Origin of the sequence: Pseudomonas farris (genome assembly GCF_019145235.1) — a bacterium.
In the GTDB taxonomy this organism is placed as follows: Bacteria; Pseudomonadota; Gammaproteobacteria; order Pseudomonadales; family Pseudomonadaceae; genus Aquipseudomonas; species Aquipseudomonas farris.
Window position 1 is genome coordinate 294327 of sequence record NZ_JAHSTV010000007.1, and the last position, 15744, is coordinate 310070.

Sequence of the window (15744 nt, forward strand, 5' to 3'; positions counted from 1 at the left end):
CTAAATCTCCTCTGCGACTCTCTCTTTGTAGCAGCTGCCGAAGATTGCGCTCGGCCAAAGCGGTGGGCCAGTCAATTCATCCGTCAAATGTAGTACCGCTTTCGCGAGCAGGCCCACAGGGCCGTCGTTGTAATCATCATCAGCGTCGATGTTCACCATCACGTCAATGAAGTTCTCATAAAAAATCCTCGGCGTAACATCCGCTCCATACCCAACCAATAACACCCCGGAGCACACCATCATGAAACGCCAAATCCTCCTCAGCATCGCTTTCTCGGTTTTTGCAGTTAACGCTTTCGCTGCTTCCTCTGCTCACCCGGTCGTCGCCGAAGGCGGTTCGGATCGTTTGATTGAAAGCCGTTTGGCTGAAGGTGGCTCGGATCGTCTGATCGAGAACCGCGTCGCTGAAGGTGGTTCAGATCGCCTGATCGAGAACCGCGTCGCTGAAGGTGGTTCAGATCGTCTGATCCAGAATCGTGTGGCCGAAGGTGGTTCGGACCGTCTGATCCAGAATCGTGTGGCCGAAGGTGGTTCGGACCGTCTGATCCAGAATCGCGTGGCTGAAGGTGGTTCCGATCGCCTGATCCAGAATCGCGTTGCCTGAATGAAGGGTTTTACCGCAGGACTCAATAAAAAACCCGGCCTCATCAGCCGGGTTTTTTTATAGTCATTTTTTGGTTCGGTTACATCCCCGCGCGCTTCATGCAGCGCTGATAACGCTCATCGACCCGCTTGGCGAACCACGCCGTGGTGAGTTTGCGGGTAATTTTCGGGCTTTGCAGCAAGATCCCCGGCAACACCGCCCGGGGTAATGGCCGGCCTTCGGCTTGTTCGGCCAAAGCGAAGACTCGTCGGTAGAGCTTGGTGTCCTCGAATTCGAGCCCTTTCCCCTCCTCCAATTGATCCCGAATGGTCAGGTTTCGCATGTCCAGTTGCTTGCCGAGGGTGCGCACCGCCAATTCCGTGGTGCCCGGCATGATCGAACCGTAGCGCACCAGATCGCCATCCAGCGCCAGCGGAATACCCGTCGCACGACTTACCGCGTTCTGAAACGCCGCATTGCGGCTGGCGTACCAACCGGCGTTGAAATCGGCGAAACGATACAGCGGCTGCTTGTAGCTCACCGGGTAACCGAGCAAATGGGCAATACCGAAATACATACCGCCGCGACGCGTGAACACTTCGCGGCGAATCGAGCCGTCCACCGGGTAGGGATAATCCCGCGCCTGCTGTTCTGCAAAATCGATGCTGACCTGCATCGGCCCGCCGGTGTGCACCGGGTTGAAACCATCGAACAGCGTCCGCCCCATGGGCACCATGCCAATGAAATCATCGAAAATCGCGCTGAGTTCTCTTTCGCTGCGCGCAGCATTCAGCCGGTCGCTGTAACTTTTGCCATTGGGTGAACTTACCTGCAAGGCACCGCTCACCAGAAGGCCTGGAATGTGGGCCTTGGCGGCGCGGCGGTCGATCTCGTCCCGGGCGATCTTACCCAGGCCCGGTACCCGCGGATCAGCCTGAAACGTCGATTCCTGCTCAGTGACCGCGAGTACCGAACACAGGTTTTGCGTGGTCGGTGGAATCTTTTGTGCGGCAAATGCCGCGTAGATGTCTGTGGCCCAGCCTTGGCGGTCGGCTGTCTTGGCCGGGAGCAGACGCATGATCTCTGCCTTGACCTCGGCAGGCTTGCGGGCCGGCGGTTCCTGCGTGCGTTGGCTACCGCAACCGGCCAGGACCAACAGTGCCGCGATGCTCATGATCAATCGATTGACTTGCATGGTGCTCCATCAAAATCCGTTGAGCCGGGTTAACCATACGATCAATGGCATGGCGCAGGCTATGACTGTGACAGTCGCGGACTGTTCCCCTGCGCTGTATCGCCACAGGGGTGGTTTTCCGTTGGGCAGCCGGGAGGCCGGTGCATCCGGGCTGAACCATACTTGATCCACACACCGAGGAGGACAGGCTCATGAACCGTAGCGACGTGCTGATCATCGGTGCCGGCCCGACCGGGCTGGTACTGGCGCTGTGGTTGAGCAAACTGGGGATTGCGGTGCGGATCATCGACAAGACGTCGACACCCGGCACCACTTCACGTGCACTGGCGGTACAGGCGCGAACGCTTGAACTGTATCGCCAGCTCGACCTCAGCGACGCCGTTGTGCAAAACGGCCATAAAGTGGCCGCGGCGAATTTCTGGGTTAAGGGCGAACCCGTCGCACGCCTGCCGCTGAGCACCATCGGCGAGGGTCTGACGCCCTACGCGTTTCTGGAAATCTATCCGCAAGACGAGCACGAACGCCTGCTGATCGAACGCCTGGAAGCCTTCGGCATTACGGTGGAGCGCGATACCGAACTGCAAAGCTTCGAGGAAACCAGCGACGGCATCACCGCCCGGCTGCGCTTGCCCGATGGCCAGCAGGAAACCTGCCAGGCCTGTTACCTCGCCGGCTGCGACGGCGCCCGGTCGATTGTGCGCAAGACGCTGGACACCGGTTTTCCGGGTGGCACCTACCAGCAGATTTTCTACGTGGCGGATGTGCAGGCTCGCGGCCCCACGTTCAACGGTGAACTGCATGTGGACCTTGATGAAGCCGACTTCCTCGCCGTATTTCCCTTGGCCGGCGAAGGTCGTGCCCGCCTGATCGGCACGGTTCGCGATGAACGCGCCGACCGTGCCGAAACCCTCCAGTTTGAAGACGTCAGCAGCCGGGCCATCGAGCATTTAAAGGTGCAGATCGATCAGGTGAACTGGTTCTCGACCTACCGTGTGCATCACCGGGTTGCGGATCACTTTCGCACGGGGCGCGCGTTTCTGTTGGGTGACGCCGCCCATGTCCATAGCCCGGCGGGAGGCCAGGGCATGAACACCGGGATTGGCGACGCGATCAATCTGGCCTGGAAACTCGCGACGGTGTTGAGCGGTGGCGCCTCGGCCAAACTGCTCGACAGCTATGAAACTGAACGCATCGCGTTTGCCCGGCGACTGGTGGCCACCACTGATCGGGTCTTCAGTTTCGTCACAGCCGATGGGCCCATTGCCGACGTGATGCGTATACGCGTGGCACCCTTTTTGATCCCGAAAATGATCTCGTTTGAGGCGGCCCGGGAGTTCATGTTTCGCACGGTGTCACAGACCACTCTCAACTATCGCGGCATGCCGTTGAGCGAGGGCGTTGCAGGCCATGTTCATGGCGGTGATCGCCTGCCCTGGGCCCACGACGGTGAAGGGGACAATTTCGAGTCACTAAAAAATCCGAGCTGGCAGGTGCATGTGTATGGCGACACCAGCGATGAAATGATCGTCTGGTGCACCGAGCATCATCTGCCGTTGCAGGTGTTCGACTGGCGACCGGTGTTTGAAACCGTGGGGCTGGCGCGCAACGGGTTCTACCTGCTGCGGCCGGATACGTATGTGGCGATTGCCGACTACAGCGCCGATCCGAAGGTGATCGAGCGGTATTTCCGGGACCGTGAGATTCGGCCTTTCTTCGGCTGAACCCAAGAACGGCGAAGATCAAATGTGGGAGCGGACTTGCTCGCGAAGGCGGCGTGTCAGTCACCATAAATATCGACTGACGCGCCGCCTTCGCGAGCAAGCCCGCTCCCACAGTGATTATGTGGTGATCATTAGATCCCGGCCAGGGCCAGGTCCATCGCGAAATAGGTGAAGATCAAATCCGCCCCGGCCCGTTTGATCGCCCCCAGGCTCTCACGCACCACTCGGTCTTCATCGATTGCCCCGGCCTGCGCGGCGAATTTGATCATCGCGTACTCACCGCTCACCTGATACGCCGACAGCGGCAAACGCGAGGCTTCGCGGATGTCGCGGATGATGTCCAGATACGCACCGGCCGGTTTTACCATCAGCGCGTCGGCGCCTTCCTGTTCGTCCAGCAACGATTCACGCACGGCTTCGCGGCGGTTCATCGGGTTCATCTGATAGCTTTTGCGGTCGCCCTTCAGCGCACTGCCGCCAGCCTCGCGGAACGGGCCATAAAGCGCCGAAGCGAATTTGGTCGAATAGGCCATGATCGCGGTCTGGCTGAAACCCGCTTCATCGAGCGCCCGGCGAATAGCCTGGACCTGCCCGTCCATGGCCGCCGATGGTGCGATCACATCAGCGCCAGCGCGGGCGGCGGCTACGGCTTGTTTGCCTAGGTTGATCAGGGTCTGGTCGTTGTCGACTTCGTGATGGTGCAGCACGCCGCAGTGGCCGTGATCGGTGTACTCGCAGAAACAGGTGTCGGACATCACAATCATTTCCGGCACGGCGTCCTTGGCAATGCGCGACATGCGCGACACCAGACCATTGTCGCTCCAGGTGTCGCTGCCGCTGCTGTCCAGATGATGGGACACGCCAAACGTCATCACCGACTTGATCCCGGCCCGAGCGTAACGCTCGATCTCGCCGGCCAGCTTCGACTCGGGAATGCGCATCACCCCGGGCATGCTCTTGATCGGCACGAAATCGTCGATTTCTTCCTCGACGAAAATCGGCAGCACTAGGTCGTTCAGGCTGAACTCGGTTTCCTGGAACAGGCTGCGCAGGCTCGCATTGCGGCGCAGACGGCGTGGACGTGCTTCGGGGAACTGACTGGGCATGGGCCTTCCTGAAAAACGGCGGATGAGACAAAAAGTCGTAGGGGGCGAAGCTTATGCCCTGCAAGGCGCGAGGCACAAACCTCGATCGCTCAAGACTGCGTTACCGCGGCGGCAACAATCGACCGCATCCAGCACAGAACCCTGTGGGAGCGGGCTTGCTCGCGATAGCGGTATGTCAGTGACATTTGATGTTGAAGTTACCACCGTCATCGCGGGCAAGCCCGCTGCCACAGGTTCAGTGCGATAACTCAAAGAGGTTGCTTGGGGATTTCCAGCCCGCGAATCACCGCCGGCCTTGCCAGGAAACGCTCCAGTACGCGGGTAACATTGGGGAAATTCTGGATACCGACCAGATCACCGGCCTCATAGAAGCCGATCAGGTTGCGCACCCACGGAAAGGTCGCGATGTCGGCGATGGTATAGCGTTCGCCCATGATCCAGTCGCGCCCTTGCAGACGGCCGTCGAGGACTTGAAGCAAGCGCTTGCTTTCCTCGACGTAGCGATCACGGGGACGCTTGTCTTCGTAGTCTTTGCCGGCGAATTTGTTGAAAAATCCGAGTTGGCCGAACATCGGCCCAATACCGCCCATCTGAAACATCAGCCATTGAATGGTCTCGTAACGCGCCGCCGATTCCTGCGCCAGCAGTTGCCCGCTCTTGTCGGCGAGGTAAATCAGAATCGCCCCGGACTCGAACAAGGCCAGCGGTTGGTCCCCTGGACCGTGGGGGTCGAGGATCGCCGGGATCTTGTTGTTGGGGTTCAGCGACAGAAATTCGGGGGACAACTGATCGTTGGTGTCGAAGCCCACCCGATGCGGCTCGTAGGGCAGCCCGATTTCCTCGAGCATGATCGAAACCTTGACGCCATTGGGCGTTGGCAAGGAATAGAGCTGGATCCACTCCGGGTACTGGGCCGGCCATTTTTGAGTGATGGGGAATGCAGACAAATCGGTCATAAGGGGCATCCACGAGAAAACCGGAGCGAAGATCATAATCTACAGAGGGATAAGGTGTGTGCCATGTCCATAAATCCGCAACATCCAGTCGATAACCTTTTCCCCAATCCGTTCAAGGTTGCCGTTAAAGTGCCAGGCACCTCGCCCGGATCGAACCAAAGGGCTTCAGAGGACTCTGAACATTGCCCTGTAGGAAACGGACCGGGTCAACGACATGGAATACACCCGATGCTGGGAGCTGGCGGTGTCAAGGTTTGTCAGCCTTAACCGAATGCGCTGAAGATGACCTGAAGATGATGAACCCATCGAAACTCGCCCAACGCTTCAAACATCGCGCCTATATCTTCCTGCCCGCCCTGCTGGCGGTCAGCGCGTTGTTTTTGTCGCTTGAATCCAGTGAAAGCCGCGCCCAACCGGCAGACGGCACCCAGACGCTGGTATTTTTGCGCCACGGGGAAAAACCCGCCGGCGGCCTGGGTCAGCTCAATTGTCAGGGGCTGAATCGCGCCATCGACCTGGCCACTTTGTTGCCGGAAAAATTCGGCAAAGCCAACTATGTGTTTGCCGCCAACCCGACACGCAATGTCGAGGAAGGCGAACTGGATAATTCCTACAGTTACATCCGGCCCCTGATGACCATCAGCCCCAGCGCGATCAAGCTTGGTTTGCCGGTGAACATCGAATTCTCGGCTAACGACACCAGCGACCTGGCGGATGAACTGCTGCACGACAAGTATCACAACTCGGTCATTTATACGGCCTGGTCCCACGGCTACCTGCCCGAGCTGATCAACAAGGTCGCCGGGGAAGCCGTCGGCAAAGAACAGAACATCACCGATGACTGGGAGTCGAGCGATTACGACTCGCTGTACGTGCTCACACTGACCTGGCACAACGGCAAGGCCAGCCTGCAGAGCCACAGCTACAAGCAAGGGCTGGATAACGGTCAGGAGAGCTGTCCGACGTAAGCGGTCGGGGCCTGTCTGGCCCTCATTGCGAGCAGGCTCGCTCCCACATTTGATCTTCAGTGAACACAGACTTTGCGTACCACCGAGATCCAGTGTGGGAGCGAGCCTGCTCGCGATGGGGCCAGCAAAACAACATCACCCCCGCTGATTACCCCGCTCCCGCAGGTATTCGAGCACCGCCCCCCGCTCCCCGACAAACTCGATCCGCGTACCCTTCTTCTCCCGCTGAAACGCATACATCGGGTCGTAATACTCGCGCAGCAACCCCTCGATCCAGCCCCGGTGCAAATCCACCGCACCGCTGTTCGCCTGTTCTGCCAGCGCATCTTCCATCAAGGTCAACATCCGCTGATGACGTTCGCCGCCCAACCGTTTCTGGACATTGTTCAGACTCGCCAGCAAACGTTCGGAAAACAGCGCGAAGCCTTCATCGCCATGTACTTCGATGAACTCGGCGCACAAGTCCACCACGTAATCACGCAGGATTCGTTCGACACGCCCTTCCAGGCTGTCTTCCAGCCAAACCATCGGAAACTGCTGCATGCCCTGATACAGCGGCAACGGTAAGGCGCAACTGCCGATTGCGCGGCTCTCGTCTTCCAGCACGAACTGTTCGATTCCGCGGGCGCGCTTCTTCAGTACGTCCACGGCCAGGCGGTTTTCAAAGTCGATGTTGGAGGGTTGGCCTGTGGCGCGTTTGCCGAAGCTTGAGCCGCGATGATGGGCGTGGCCTTCAAGGTCCAGCCCGTTGCTCAATTGAGTGAGCACCTCGGTCTTGCCGGTGCCGGTCATGCCACCCAGCAAAACGAAATCGCACTGGGTAATGGCCTGATCGAGGGTATCGAGCAAAAAAGTGCGCATGGCCTTGTAGCCGCCGCCGACTCGCGGGTAGTCGATACCCGCTTCGTCCTTGAGCCATTGCTGAACGATCTGCGAACGCAAGCCGCCGCGAAAACAATACAAATAACCATCCGGATGAGCCCGGGCAAAATCGGCCCAGGCCTGGATGCGCTCGGCCTTGATCTCGCCAGACACCAATTGATGTCCCAGCGTGATGGCCGCTTGCTGGCCTTGCTGCTTGTAGCAAGTGCCGATCCGTTGCCGCTCGAGGTCATTCATCAGCGGCAGATTGACCACGCCGGGGAATGAGCCCTTGAGGAATTCGACCGGTGCGCGGGTATCCATCATCGGCCGGTCGTTGAGAAAGATGTCGCGGTAATCGGTGAAGTCGATGGACATCAAAACACCTCTACCGCGTTAGTCTGTCGCTCAACCAGTTCGCCGATCGGGTCGAGGGCCAGACCGAGTTCGGCCGCCACCGCCAGGAACCCTTCGTTGCCTTCGGGCGTGACCGCGATCAGCAGGCCGCCGCTGGTCTGCGGATCGCAGAGCACGCGTTTGTGCAACTCCTGGAGCCGGCCGACCTTGCTGGCGTAGCTGTCGAAATTGCGCAGCGTGCCGCCCGGCACGCAGCCCTGATCGAGGTAATACTCGACACCCGGCAGGCGCGGCACACGGTCATATTCGATGCGGGCGGTCACGTTGCTGCCGTCGGCCATCTCCACCAAATGCCCGAGCAGGCCAAAACCGGTGACGTCGGTCATTGCGGTCACGCCGTCGAGTTTGCCGAAACGACTGCCGGGTTTGTTCAGGGTGCACATCCAGTCGCGGGCCAGGCCGATGTCGGCAGTGCGCAACTTGCCCTTCTTCTCGGCCGTGGTGAGGATGCCGATGCCCAAGGGTTTGGTGAGGTACAGCAAGCAACCGGCTGTCGCGGTGTCGTTGCGCTTCATGTGGCGCTTTTCCACCAGCCCGGTCACGGCCAGGCCGAAGATCGGCTCTGGCGCGTCGATGGAATGGCCGCCGGCCAACGGAATCCCGGCCTCATCGCAGACCGAACGCCCGCCGCGAATCACTTCCCGGGCAATCTCCGGCGCCAGCACATTGACCGGCCAGCCGAGAATCGCAATCGCCATCAACGGGTCGCCGCCCATGGCGTAGATATCGCTGATGGCATTGGTGGCGGCGATGCGGCCGAAATCGAACGGATCGTCGACAATCGGCATGAAAAAGTCGGTGGTCGAGACCACGCCGCGTTCTTCGTCAATGGCATACACCGCCGCATCATCGCGCGAGGCGTTGCCGACCCAGAGTTTCGGGTCCAGGTTTTGCGCACCGCTGCCGGCCAGAATCACTTCCAGCACCTGGGGCGAAATCTTGCAGCCACAGCCTGCGCCGTGGCTGTATTGGGTCAGACGAATCGGCTCGCTCATCGGGGGTGCACCTTGTGAAGTCAATGGCGAGGATTCTACAGCAACCCTGTGGCGAGGGGGCTTGCCCCCGTTGGGCTGCGCAGCGGCCCCCAAAACCAGACAATGTGGTTTGTCTGCAGCACCGTGTTGAATGGTTTACGACTGCTGCGCAGCCGAACGGGGGCAAGCTCCCTCGCCACAAAAGCTCTATTGCCACAGATGGGGTTACTTATCTGATCGTCGATACCACTTTGGTGCATATCTCATCCAGATCCCTTCGCCCCCGAATTCCCCTCCTTTTCCCCCCTCACCTCGAATTCTTTGACCGAAAGGACAGTTAAACCGTCAATTCCTTAGATTTTTCCGTGCCTTGAACCAAACTGGTATGCCTTGTGCAAACGTTTGCTAGTCGCCGATACCGGCCTGTTCGCCACCTAACCGCGCAAACCCGCATCACCGGGCTTTCGATCCGCACGAAAAGGGACTTTTAATGCATTGCACCTCCAACCGCGTGACTTGCTCGCGCACCTTTGCTGTTTCCTTGCTGCTGGCCAGCGTTACAGGATTACTCAGCAACCATGCTTTGGCCCAACCGGCCACCGCCGAAGAATCCGCCCAGGGTGAAGCCCTCAGCTCTGAAGCCAGCCCGCCGAAAAAGGGTGCCTACCTGTCGGACTGGTTTAACCAGGACCTGACCATCATCGGCAGCAAAGACATCAGTTTCGGCCCGCAACCGACCGACGATATCTACCTGGAATATGAATACTTCGGCCGCAAGGGACCGTTCGAGTTGTACGGTTACATCGACATTCCGAAGATCTTCGACATCGGCAACAGCCATGACAAAGGCGTGTGGGACCACGGCTCGCCGGTGTTCATGGAGCACGAACCGCGGATTTCCATTGACTACCTGGCCGGCCGCAGCCTGGCCGTCGGGCCGTTCAAGGAATGGTACGTCGCGTTCGACTGGATCTACGACCATGGCAGCAACAGTGCCAACCGCGCCAACACGCTGTACAGCGGCCTCGGCACCGACATCGACACCCATTCGCGGGTCAACCTGTCGGCCAACTTCTATGGCCGCTACCAGTGGGAAAACTACGGCGCCAGCAACGAGTATTCGTGGGACGGCTACCGCGCCCAGCTCAAGTACATCGTGCCCATCAGCAGCTTCAGCAACGGCGCGTCGTTGACCTATATCGGTTTCACCAACTTTGACTTCGGCTCCGACCTGCACAAGGACAACCCGGCCCGCACCGCCAATGCCACCGTGGCCACCAACGTGTTGCTCTACGCCTTCACCCACTTGCGTTTCACCCTGGTCGGCCGTTACTTCCACAACGGCGGCAACTGGGACGACGGCAGCGAGTTGAATTTCGGCGACGGTGACTTCCGCGCCCGTTCCAACGGCTGGGGCTACTACGCCGGTGTCGGCTATCAATTTTAAGGCTCATTTGAATCAGGAGGTTTTATGAATGCAATGACGCGTCTTTCCCTTACCGTGGGCTTGGCTTGCGGCACCCTGCTCTCTTCCGCCGCGTGGGCTGACAACACGCCGATCCAGCCGAAAGTGATGCTGATCACCATGTTCGCCCCCGAGGCGCAGAACTGGATCGATCGCCTGGAGCTCAAGCAAGAAGTGCGCGTACCGGGCCTGTCCGCCGAGTACCCGAATATTCGCTGCAACACCCAACAGGTGTGCCTGATGGTCACCGGCATGGGCCAGACCAATGCCGCAGCCTCGACCCTGGCCCTGGTACTGTCACCGAAATTCGATCTGCGCAAAAGTTACTTCCTGATCGCCGGGATTGCCGGCATCAGCCCGCACCACGGCACCATCGGCACCACCGCGTGGGCGCACTATCTGGTGGAGTTCGGCACCCAGTGGGAGCTGGACTCCCGGGACGCGCCGAAAGACTGGCCGACCGGTTATCTGGGCATCAACACCAAAGGCCCGAACGAAAAGCCGCCGCTGGACTACAAGACTGAAGTGTTCGAACTCAATCCGAAGTTGCAGGCCAAGGCATTCGCCCTGAGCCACAAGGTCCAGCTGAGCGAAAGCAAGGAATCAGCGATATGGCGCTTGAAGTATCCGTCTGCGCCGGCCAATCAGCCTCCGGTGGTGACCCAGTGCGACACGCTGGCGGGCAATACCTGGTTTTCCGGAACGCGGTTGAGTGAGCGGGCGGAAGTCTGGACCAGGCTGCTGACCAATAACGAAGGGGTCTATTGCACGACTCAGCAGGAAGACAACTCCACCTACGAGGCGCTGCTGCGCGCCAGCCGCGAGGGGTTGGTGGACGTCCGGCGCCTGGCGGTGGTGCGCGCCGGTTCCGACTTCGACCGGCCGGCGCCGGGCCAGAGCGAGGTGGATAACCTGCTCAAATACGCCGATCAGGGTGGGTTTGTGCCGGCGCTGGAGAACCTGTACCGCACGGGGAATCCGTTGGTGCAGGAAATTTTGCAGAATTGGTCGGCTTGGGAGAAAGGTGTGCCTGAGGTCTGAGTTCGGCTTCAGGCCGTCATCGCGGGCAGGCTCGCTCACACAGGGGGCTGTGTTGGTCACAAATCATGTGAGTGGCGCAGATCAACTGTGGGAGCGAGCCTGCTCGCGATAGGGCTAGAACATTCAACATACATGCCGACTGTGACGATTCCGCCGGCGCATCTTGGGCCATAGGCTAGGATCATTTGGGGTCGGGAAGACTCCATGATCAAGAGGCGTCCGGCTGTCGCCAGTCACTGTCACCGTCCGACAATTCGACTGAATTTTCCCTGCGCCTCGTGATCCCTCTATAACTACAGGGAGGAATACAGGCTTTATGAACAATGCAAAACTTTTCGTTATTGAATACACCCTTCATGGCCAGCCCAAGTCTTTCATTATCCGCCTGGAAAAAATGGACAATGCAGAGGCTTGGCACTGGGCAAGTTGCGACGCCGGTATCGGCCGGATCCCGCGCTTTGGCCGTGAACGGGTGCAAAAGACCAGCAAACCGCTGGCGGAAAAATTCGGCATCGAGAATGTGACCTGGCGACCGGCCAGTTGAGCGTCAAAAAGGAGGGGAAAGATCCCAACTGAAGTGGAGCCTGGACGGCTCCACTTTTTTGGCTGAACGGTCAGTGTTGAGCACACTTGCAGCCTTTGGTGGCGCATGTTTCGCCGTTTTCGTGGTGCTTGGCGCAGGCTTCACAGCAATAGTGCTTGCCGTGACGCACGATAGGGTGTTCACCCAGCTTACAGTTGCATTTCGGGCAGTCGCAGGTACCGTCATTCATAAGTCTGACTCCGTGGTTAGGGTCGTCCGGGTGCCGCGAATGCGCGACACCTGAAGCAAATGACCGCCCGTTCCAGATACGGGTTCAAACAAACGCTTGGACGGTGCTTGCTTACTAATGAGGGTAGTCGCGATGCGGAACCACAGGATTTCCGTCGCTCAAATTTCTTGATTTACCGGCATTGGGGACAAGCCCCTTTGCCACACGAGCATTATCAATCAGATACGGAATTGCCCGACCAGTTGCCCCAGGCGTTGACCGAGGTCGGCCAGGCTGCGCGAGGTCTGGGCACCGAGTTGGGTTTCGTCGGCGACGCTGTCTACGGCCACGGCGATTTGATGCACGCTGCGGTTGATCTCTTCGGCCACAGCAGTTTGCTCTTCGGCGGCGCTGGCGATCTGGGCGTTCATCGAGTTGATGGTGCCGATCAATTGGGCCATGGCGTCCAGAGACGCCCCCGCCTCGTTGGCCTGGGCCGACGTGCCGTCGCCGGCCTCGCTGGAGCGGCGCATGGCCTCGACTGCCGATTGGGTGCCGGCCTGCAAGCGGTCGATCATGCTCTGGATTTCCTGGGTGCTGATTTGCGTGCGACTGGCCAATGCACGCACTTCGTCGGCGACCACCGCAAAACCACGCCCGGCCTCACCGGCGCGGGCCGCTTCAATGGCGGCGTTGAGCGCCAGAAGGTTGGTCTGCTCGGCAATCGAACGGATCACCCCGAGTACGCTGACAATCGACGATACATCTTTCTGCAGGCTGTCGAGAGACACGCCGCTGCTGCGAATGTCGTTCACCAGCGCATGAATCTTCACGATACTGCCGGCCACCACGCGCTTGGCGGCCTGGCCTTCTTCGTCGGTCTGCTGGGCAGCGACCGCTGCGTTTTGCGCGCTTTTGGCCACTTCTTGGGCCGCCGCCGACATTTCATTGATCGCCGTGGCCACCTGATCGGTTTCGTGACGCTGGCGCTCCATGGCCTGATCCGAACGCTGGGCCTGATCGGAGACCTGATTCACCAGCCCGGTCAGTTGCGAGGTCATTTCAGTGATCTGCCGCACCAAACCGTGGATCTTGTCGACGAAACGGTTGAACGAGCCGGCCAGTTCGCCGAGTTCATCCTGGCTGGTGATGGACAGGCGCCGGGTCAGGTCACCCTCGCCCGCCGCGATGTCATCGAGGTTGGCTTTCATCAGGTTCAGCGGACGCAGAATCGTGTTGGCCAGCAGCATCCCGGCAGCAGCGATCACCAGCAGCACCACCACGGCAATCCCGACAATGCTCAGCACCACGCCTTGCATGCGTTCCTGGACCTTGGCCTCAACCACCGCCACTTGCGCTTCGATGCCGTCGAGGTTGACCGAGGTACCGACCGCCATGTCCCACTTCGGCAGGTATTCGGTGTAGCCGAGTTTGGGCACCAGCACTTGGGTGTTACCGGGCAGCGGCGAACTGTATTGCAGGTAGTGAGTACCGTCCTTGGCGACTTTCACCAGGTCGCGGTTGACGTAGACGCCGTTCGGATCGCGATTGTCCTTGAAGCTCTGGCCCACGCCTTCGGGACTGTTGGCCTTGAACAGGCGCACGGTGTTGGAGTCGTAGCCGAAGAAGTAGCCGTCCTTGCCGTAAGTGATGCTCGACAGCAACTTGACCACCTGTGCCCGCGCCGCATCATCGCCGGGGGCGGCTGCGTCGTAGAGCGGTTTGATCGTGGTCATGGCCACGGCGACGTAACTTTGCAGGGTCGCCTTGGCATCGCTGAGCAGGCGCTGACGGGTTTCCTCGACTTCCTTGCGGGCCTGCTCCTGCAGAATGAACAGCGTGGTCAGGCTGATGACCAGCGCAAAGAGCAGCACCGGGAGGACGGCAAGGGACAGGACTTTAGCCTTCAGGCTCATGCGCATGACGTTCACTCTTTTGATTTTGTTTGGCGTGGTTAAAAGCTATAACGGCAGGCCAATTCAAAAGTTGAACGCAGTCATTGTGGGAGCGAGCCTGCTCGCGATGGCGGCGTTACATTCAGCATCAATGTGACTGACAGATCGCAATCGCGAGCAGGCTCGCTCCCACAAGGGTAGTGGCCGTTACAACACCATCGCCGCCACCCAGCCAAACACCAGCAGCGGCAGGTTGTAGTGCAGGAAGGTCGGGACCACGGTGTCCCAGATGTGGTGATGCTGGCCGTCGATGTTCAGACCGGAGGTCGGGCCCAGGGTCGAGTCCGACGCGGGTGACCCGGCATCGCCCAACGCACCGGCGGTGCCGACGATGCACACGATGGCGATCGGGCTGAAGCCCAGTTGCACGCACAACGGTACGAAAATCACCGCCAGAATCGGGACGGTGGAAAACGACGAGCCGATGCCCATGGTTACCAACAGGCCCACCAGCAACATCAGTAACGCGCCGACGGCTTTGCTGTGGCCGATCCACGAGGCCGAGGTTTCGACCAGTGTCTGCACTTGCCCGGTGGCTTTGATCACTTCGCCAAACCCGGACGCGGCAATCATGATGAAGCCGATCATCGCCATCATCTTCATGCCTTCGGTGAACAGGTCATCGGTGTCGCGCCATTTGACGATCCCCGACACCGAAAAGATCAGGAAGCCCACCAGCGCCCCGATAATCATCGAGTCCAGCAGCAACTGAACAATGAACGCGGCGGCAATGGCCAGACCGGCGATCATCAGGCTCATTGGGTTGTACTGCACCGCGACCTGTTCGACTTTCTCGATTTTCTCGAGGTCGTAAACGCGCTTCTTGCGGTAGCTGATGAACGCTGCCGCCAAGCCAAACACCATGCCCAGCGCCGGAATGCCCATGGCATGGGTGACGTTGATACCGCTGATGTCCACGCCACTGCGGGCGACGTTGGCCAGCAGAATTTCATTGAGGAAGATGTTGCCGAAGCCCACGGGCAGGAACATGTACGGCGTGATCAGACCGAACGTAATGACACACGCAATCAATCGACGGTCCAGTTGCAGTTTGGTCAGCACATATAACAGTGGCGGCACCAGCAACGGGATAAAGGCGATATGAATCGGCAAAATGTTCTGGGAGGCGATGGCCACCACCCACAGCAGGCCGATCAGCAGCCATTTGACATTTCCGCCACCGTTGGCGTGCTGGCGATCGACCATGGCCAAGGCTTTGTCGGCCAGCGCATGGGCCAGGCCGGACTTGGCGATAGCCACCGCGAACGCGCCGAGCAAGGCGTAGGACAACGCAACCGTCGCCCCGCCGCCAAGGCCGCTGTTGAAAGCTTTAAGGGTCGCGTCAATGCCCAGGCCACCGGTCAAGCCACCGACCAGTGCGCCCACAATCAGCGCGATCACCACATGCACGCGGGACAGGCTGAGTATCAGCATGATGCCGACCGCGGCAATTACTGCATTCATTGTTGTTACCTCAAAAGCAGCGCGGTGAGGCAATCACCGCCAAACGGAATGAGTCCGGCCGGCAGTCTGCATAGGCCGCCAGCGGATTAAAGAAAAAGGGTTTTATTAGAGGGCGCGCACTGTGCCGGAGCATTGCCGCCTTGTCAAAGGCCAACACCAACCCCCGTAGGGGTGTGAATCAGTCAGTTCCGGGGTTGATTCAACGCCTTCCTGCGGGAGCGAGTTACTCGCGATGAGGCCATAACATCCAACATCGATGTTGACTGTTACATCGCCATCGCGGGCA

General features: G+C 59.4%; 14 protein-coding genes and 1 pseudogene. 6 read left to right on the plus strand and 9 right to left on the minus strand.

The genetic code is table 11. The features are described 5' to 3' along the window. On the minus strand, positions 1-243 hold the full coding sequence (locus KVG95_RS17120) for a hypothetical protein (protein WP_217857258.1): 243 nt from the start codon (positions 241-243) through the stop codon (positions 1-3). On the opposite strand from KVG95_RS17120, the pseudogene KVG95_RS17125 reads away from it, so the two are divergent. After that, positions 242-601, plus strand: a pseudogene (locus tag KVG95_RS17125) (phage infection protein); the annotation flags it as partial. The gene KVG95_RS17120 and the pseudogene KVG95_RS17125 sit on opposite strands and share 2 nt — an antisense overlap. 82 nt (positions 602-683) lie before the next feature. Here KVG95_RS17125 and KVG95_RS17130 read toward each other — a convergent pair. Then, positions 684-1778, minus strand: coding sequence for a DUF1615 domain-containing protein (locus KVG95_RS17130; RefSeq protein ID WP_217857260.1), 1095 nt, complete (start codon positions 1776-1778; stop codon positions 684-686). Between the two features lie 191 nt (positions 1779-1969). On the opposite strand from KVG95_RS17130, the gene KVG95_RS17135 reads away from it, so the two are divergent. Continuing rightward, positions 1970-3499 (plus strand): FAD-dependent monooxygenase, encoded by a 1530-nt coding sequence (locus KVG95_RS17135; protein ID WP_217857261.1) that lies wholly within the window; start codon positions 1970-1972, stop codon positions 3497-3499. A gap of 131 nt (positions 3500-3630) precedes the next feature. Here the strand turns inward: KVG95_RS17135 and hemB are convergent, their stop codons facing one another. Together hemB and KVG95_RS17145 are read right to left on the minus strand one after the other, a co-directional pair. After that, the gene (gene hemB / locus KVG95_RS17140; RefSeq protein ID WP_052963143.1) at positions 3631-4605 is read right to left on the minus strand and encodes a porphobilinogen synthase; all 975 of its coding nucleotides are present in this window, start codon (positions 4603-4605) and stop codon (positions 3631-3633) included. 248 nt (positions 4606-4853) lie between these two features. After that, positions 4854-5561, minus strand: coding sequence for a glutathione S-transferase family protein (locus KVG95_RS17145; RefSeq protein ID WP_217857262.1), 708 nt, complete (start codon positions 5559-5561; stop codon positions 4854-4856). A 293-nt stretch (positions 5562-5854) separates the two neighbouring features. On the opposite strand from KVG95_RS17145, the gene KVG95_RS17150 reads away from it, so the two are divergent. Next, positions 5855-6529 carry a histidine phosphatase family protein gene (locus tag KVG95_RS17150; RefSeq protein ID WP_217857330.1) on the plus strand — a complete coding sequence of 225 codons (675 nt, stop codon included), beginning with the start codon at positions 5855-5857 and terminating at the stop codon, positions 6527-6529. Between the two features lie 135 nt (positions 6530-6664). Here KVG95_RS17150 and mnmH read toward each other — a convergent pair whose 3' ends face one another. Together mnmH and selD are read right to left on the minus strand one after the other, a co-directional pair. After that, positions 6665-7768, minus strand: coding sequence for a tRNA 2-selenouridine(34) synthase MnmH (mnmH, locus tag KVG95_RS17155; protein ID WP_217857263.1), 1104 nt, complete (start codon positions 7766-7768; stop codon positions 6665-6667). After that, positions 7768-8802: a selenide, water dikinase SelD gene (gene selD, locus KVG95_RS17160; protein WP_217857264.1), complete on the minus strand. Its 1035-nt coding sequence runs from the start codon at positions 8800-8802 to the stop codon at positions 7768-7770. Before selD ends, mnmH begins: the two co-directional genes overlap by 1 nt. A 469-nt stretch (positions 8803-9271) precedes the next feature. Between selD and KVG95_RS17165 the strand changes: the two genes are divergently transcribed. The 3 genes from KVG95_RS17165 (at position 9272) to KVG95_RS17175 (ending at position 11831) form a co-directional block, all read left to right on the plus strand. Beyond that, positions 9272-10228: a nucleoside-specific channel-forming protein Tsx gene (locus KVG95_RS17165; protein ID WP_217857265.1), complete on the plus strand. Its 957-nt coding sequence runs from the start codon at positions 9272-9274 to the stop codon at positions 10226-10228. Positions 10229-10252: 24 nt separating this feature from the next. Next, positions 10253-11287 carry a purine-nucleoside phosphorylase gene (locus tag KVG95_RS17170; protein WP_217857266.1) on the plus strand — a complete coding sequence of 345 codons (1035 nt, stop codon included), beginning with the start codon at positions 10253-10255 and terminating at the stop codon, positions 11285-11287. Between the two features lie 316 nt (positions 11288-11603). Further along, positions 11604-11831, plus strand: coding sequence for a DUF6555 family protein (locus KVG95_RS17175; protein WP_030131525.1), 228 nt, complete (start codon positions 11604-11606; stop codon positions 11829-11831). Positions 11832-11901: 70 nt separating this feature from the next. On the opposite strand, the gene KVG95_RS17180 is transcribed toward KVG95_RS17175, so the two are convergent. The 3 genes from KVG95_RS17180 to KVG95_RS17190 all read right to left on the minus strand — a co-directional run bounded on the left by KVG95_RS17180 (position 11902) and on the right by KVG95_RS17190 (position 15458). Further along, positions 11902-12060: a metallothionein gene (locus tag KVG95_RS17180; RefSeq protein ID WP_052963136.1), complete on the minus strand. Its 159-nt coding sequence runs from the start codon at positions 12058-12060 to the stop codon at positions 11902-11904. A gap of 218 nt (positions 12061-12278) precedes the next feature. Next, positions 12279-13961 carry a methyl-accepting chemotaxis protein CtpM gene (gene ctpM / locus KVG95_RS30480; RefSeq protein ID WP_217857267.1) on the minus strand — a complete coding sequence of 561 codons (1683 nt, stop codon included), beginning with the start codon at positions 13959-13961 and terminating at the stop codon, positions 12279-12281. A gap of 180 nt (positions 13962-14141) precedes the next feature. Then, on the minus strand, positions 14142-15458 hold the full coding sequence (locus tag KVG95_RS17190) for a Na+/H+ antiporter family protein (RefSeq protein ID WP_217857268.1): 1317 nt from the start codon (positions 15456-15458) through the stop codon (positions 14142-14144). Positions 15459-15744: the final 286 nt, after the last annotated feature.

What these genes read in the sequence shown, in the direction of transcription:
- mnmH (WP_217857263.1), bottom strand. Translation starts at nt 7,768, where the DNA reads ATGTCCATCGACTTCACCGATTACCGCGACATCTTTCTCAACGACCGG.
- selD (WP_217857264.1), bottom strand. Translation starts at nt 8,802, where the DNA reads ATGAGCGAGCCGATTCGTCTGACCCAATACAGCCACGGCGCAGGCTGT.
- KVG95_RS17190 (WP_217857268.1), bottom strand. Translation starts at nt 15,458, where the DNA reads ATGAATGCAGTAATTGCCGCGGTCGGCATCATGCTGATACTCAGCCTG.
- hemB (WP_052963143.1), bottom strand. Translation starts at nt 4,605, where the DNA reads ATGCCCAGTCAGTTCCCCGAAGCACGTCCACGCCGTCTGCGCCGCAAT.
- ctpM (WP_217857267.1), bottom strand. Translation starts at nt 13,961, where the DNA reads ATGCGCATGAGCCTGAAGGCTAAAGTCCTGTCCCTTGCCGTCCTCCCG.
- KVG95_RS17145 (WP_217857262.1), bottom strand. Translation starts at nt 5,561, where the DNA reads ATGACCGATTTGTCTGCATTCCCCATCACTCAAAAATGGCCGGCCCAG.
- KVG95_RS17175 (WP_030131525.1), top strand. Translation starts at nt 11,604, where the DNA reads ATGAACAATGCAAAACTTTTCGTTATTGAATACACCCTTCATGGCCAG.
- KVG95_RS17150 (WP_217857330.1), top strand. Translation starts at nt 5,855, where the DNA reads ATGATGAACCCATCGAAACTCGCCCAACGCTTCAAACATCGCGCCTAT.
- KVG95_RS17180 (WP_052963136.1), bottom strand. Translation starts at nt 12,060, where the DNA reads ATGAATGACGGTACCTGCGACTGCCCGAAATGCAACTGTAAGCTGGGT.
- KVG95_RS17130 (WP_217857260.1), bottom strand. Translation starts at nt 1,778, where the DNA reads ATGCAAGTCAATCGATTGATCATGAGCATCGCGGCACTGTTGGTCCTG.
- KVG95_RS17135 (WP_217857261.1), top strand. Translation starts at nt 1,970, where the DNA reads ATGAACCGTAGCGACGTGCTGATCATCGGTGCCGGCCCGACCGGGCTG.
- KVG95_RS17170 (WP_217857266.1), top strand. Translation starts at nt 10,253, where the DNA reads ATGAATGCAATGACGCGTCTTTCCCTTACCGTGGGCTTGGCTTGCGGC.
- KVG95_RS17120 (WP_217857258.1), bottom strand. Translation starts at nt 243, where the DNA reads ATGATGGTGTGCTCCGGGGTGTTATTGGTTGGGTATGGAGCGGATGTT.
- KVG95_RS17165 (WP_217857265.1), top strand. Translation starts at nt 9,272, where the DNA reads ATGCATTGCACCTCCAACCGCGTGACTTGCTCGCGCACCTTTGCTGTT.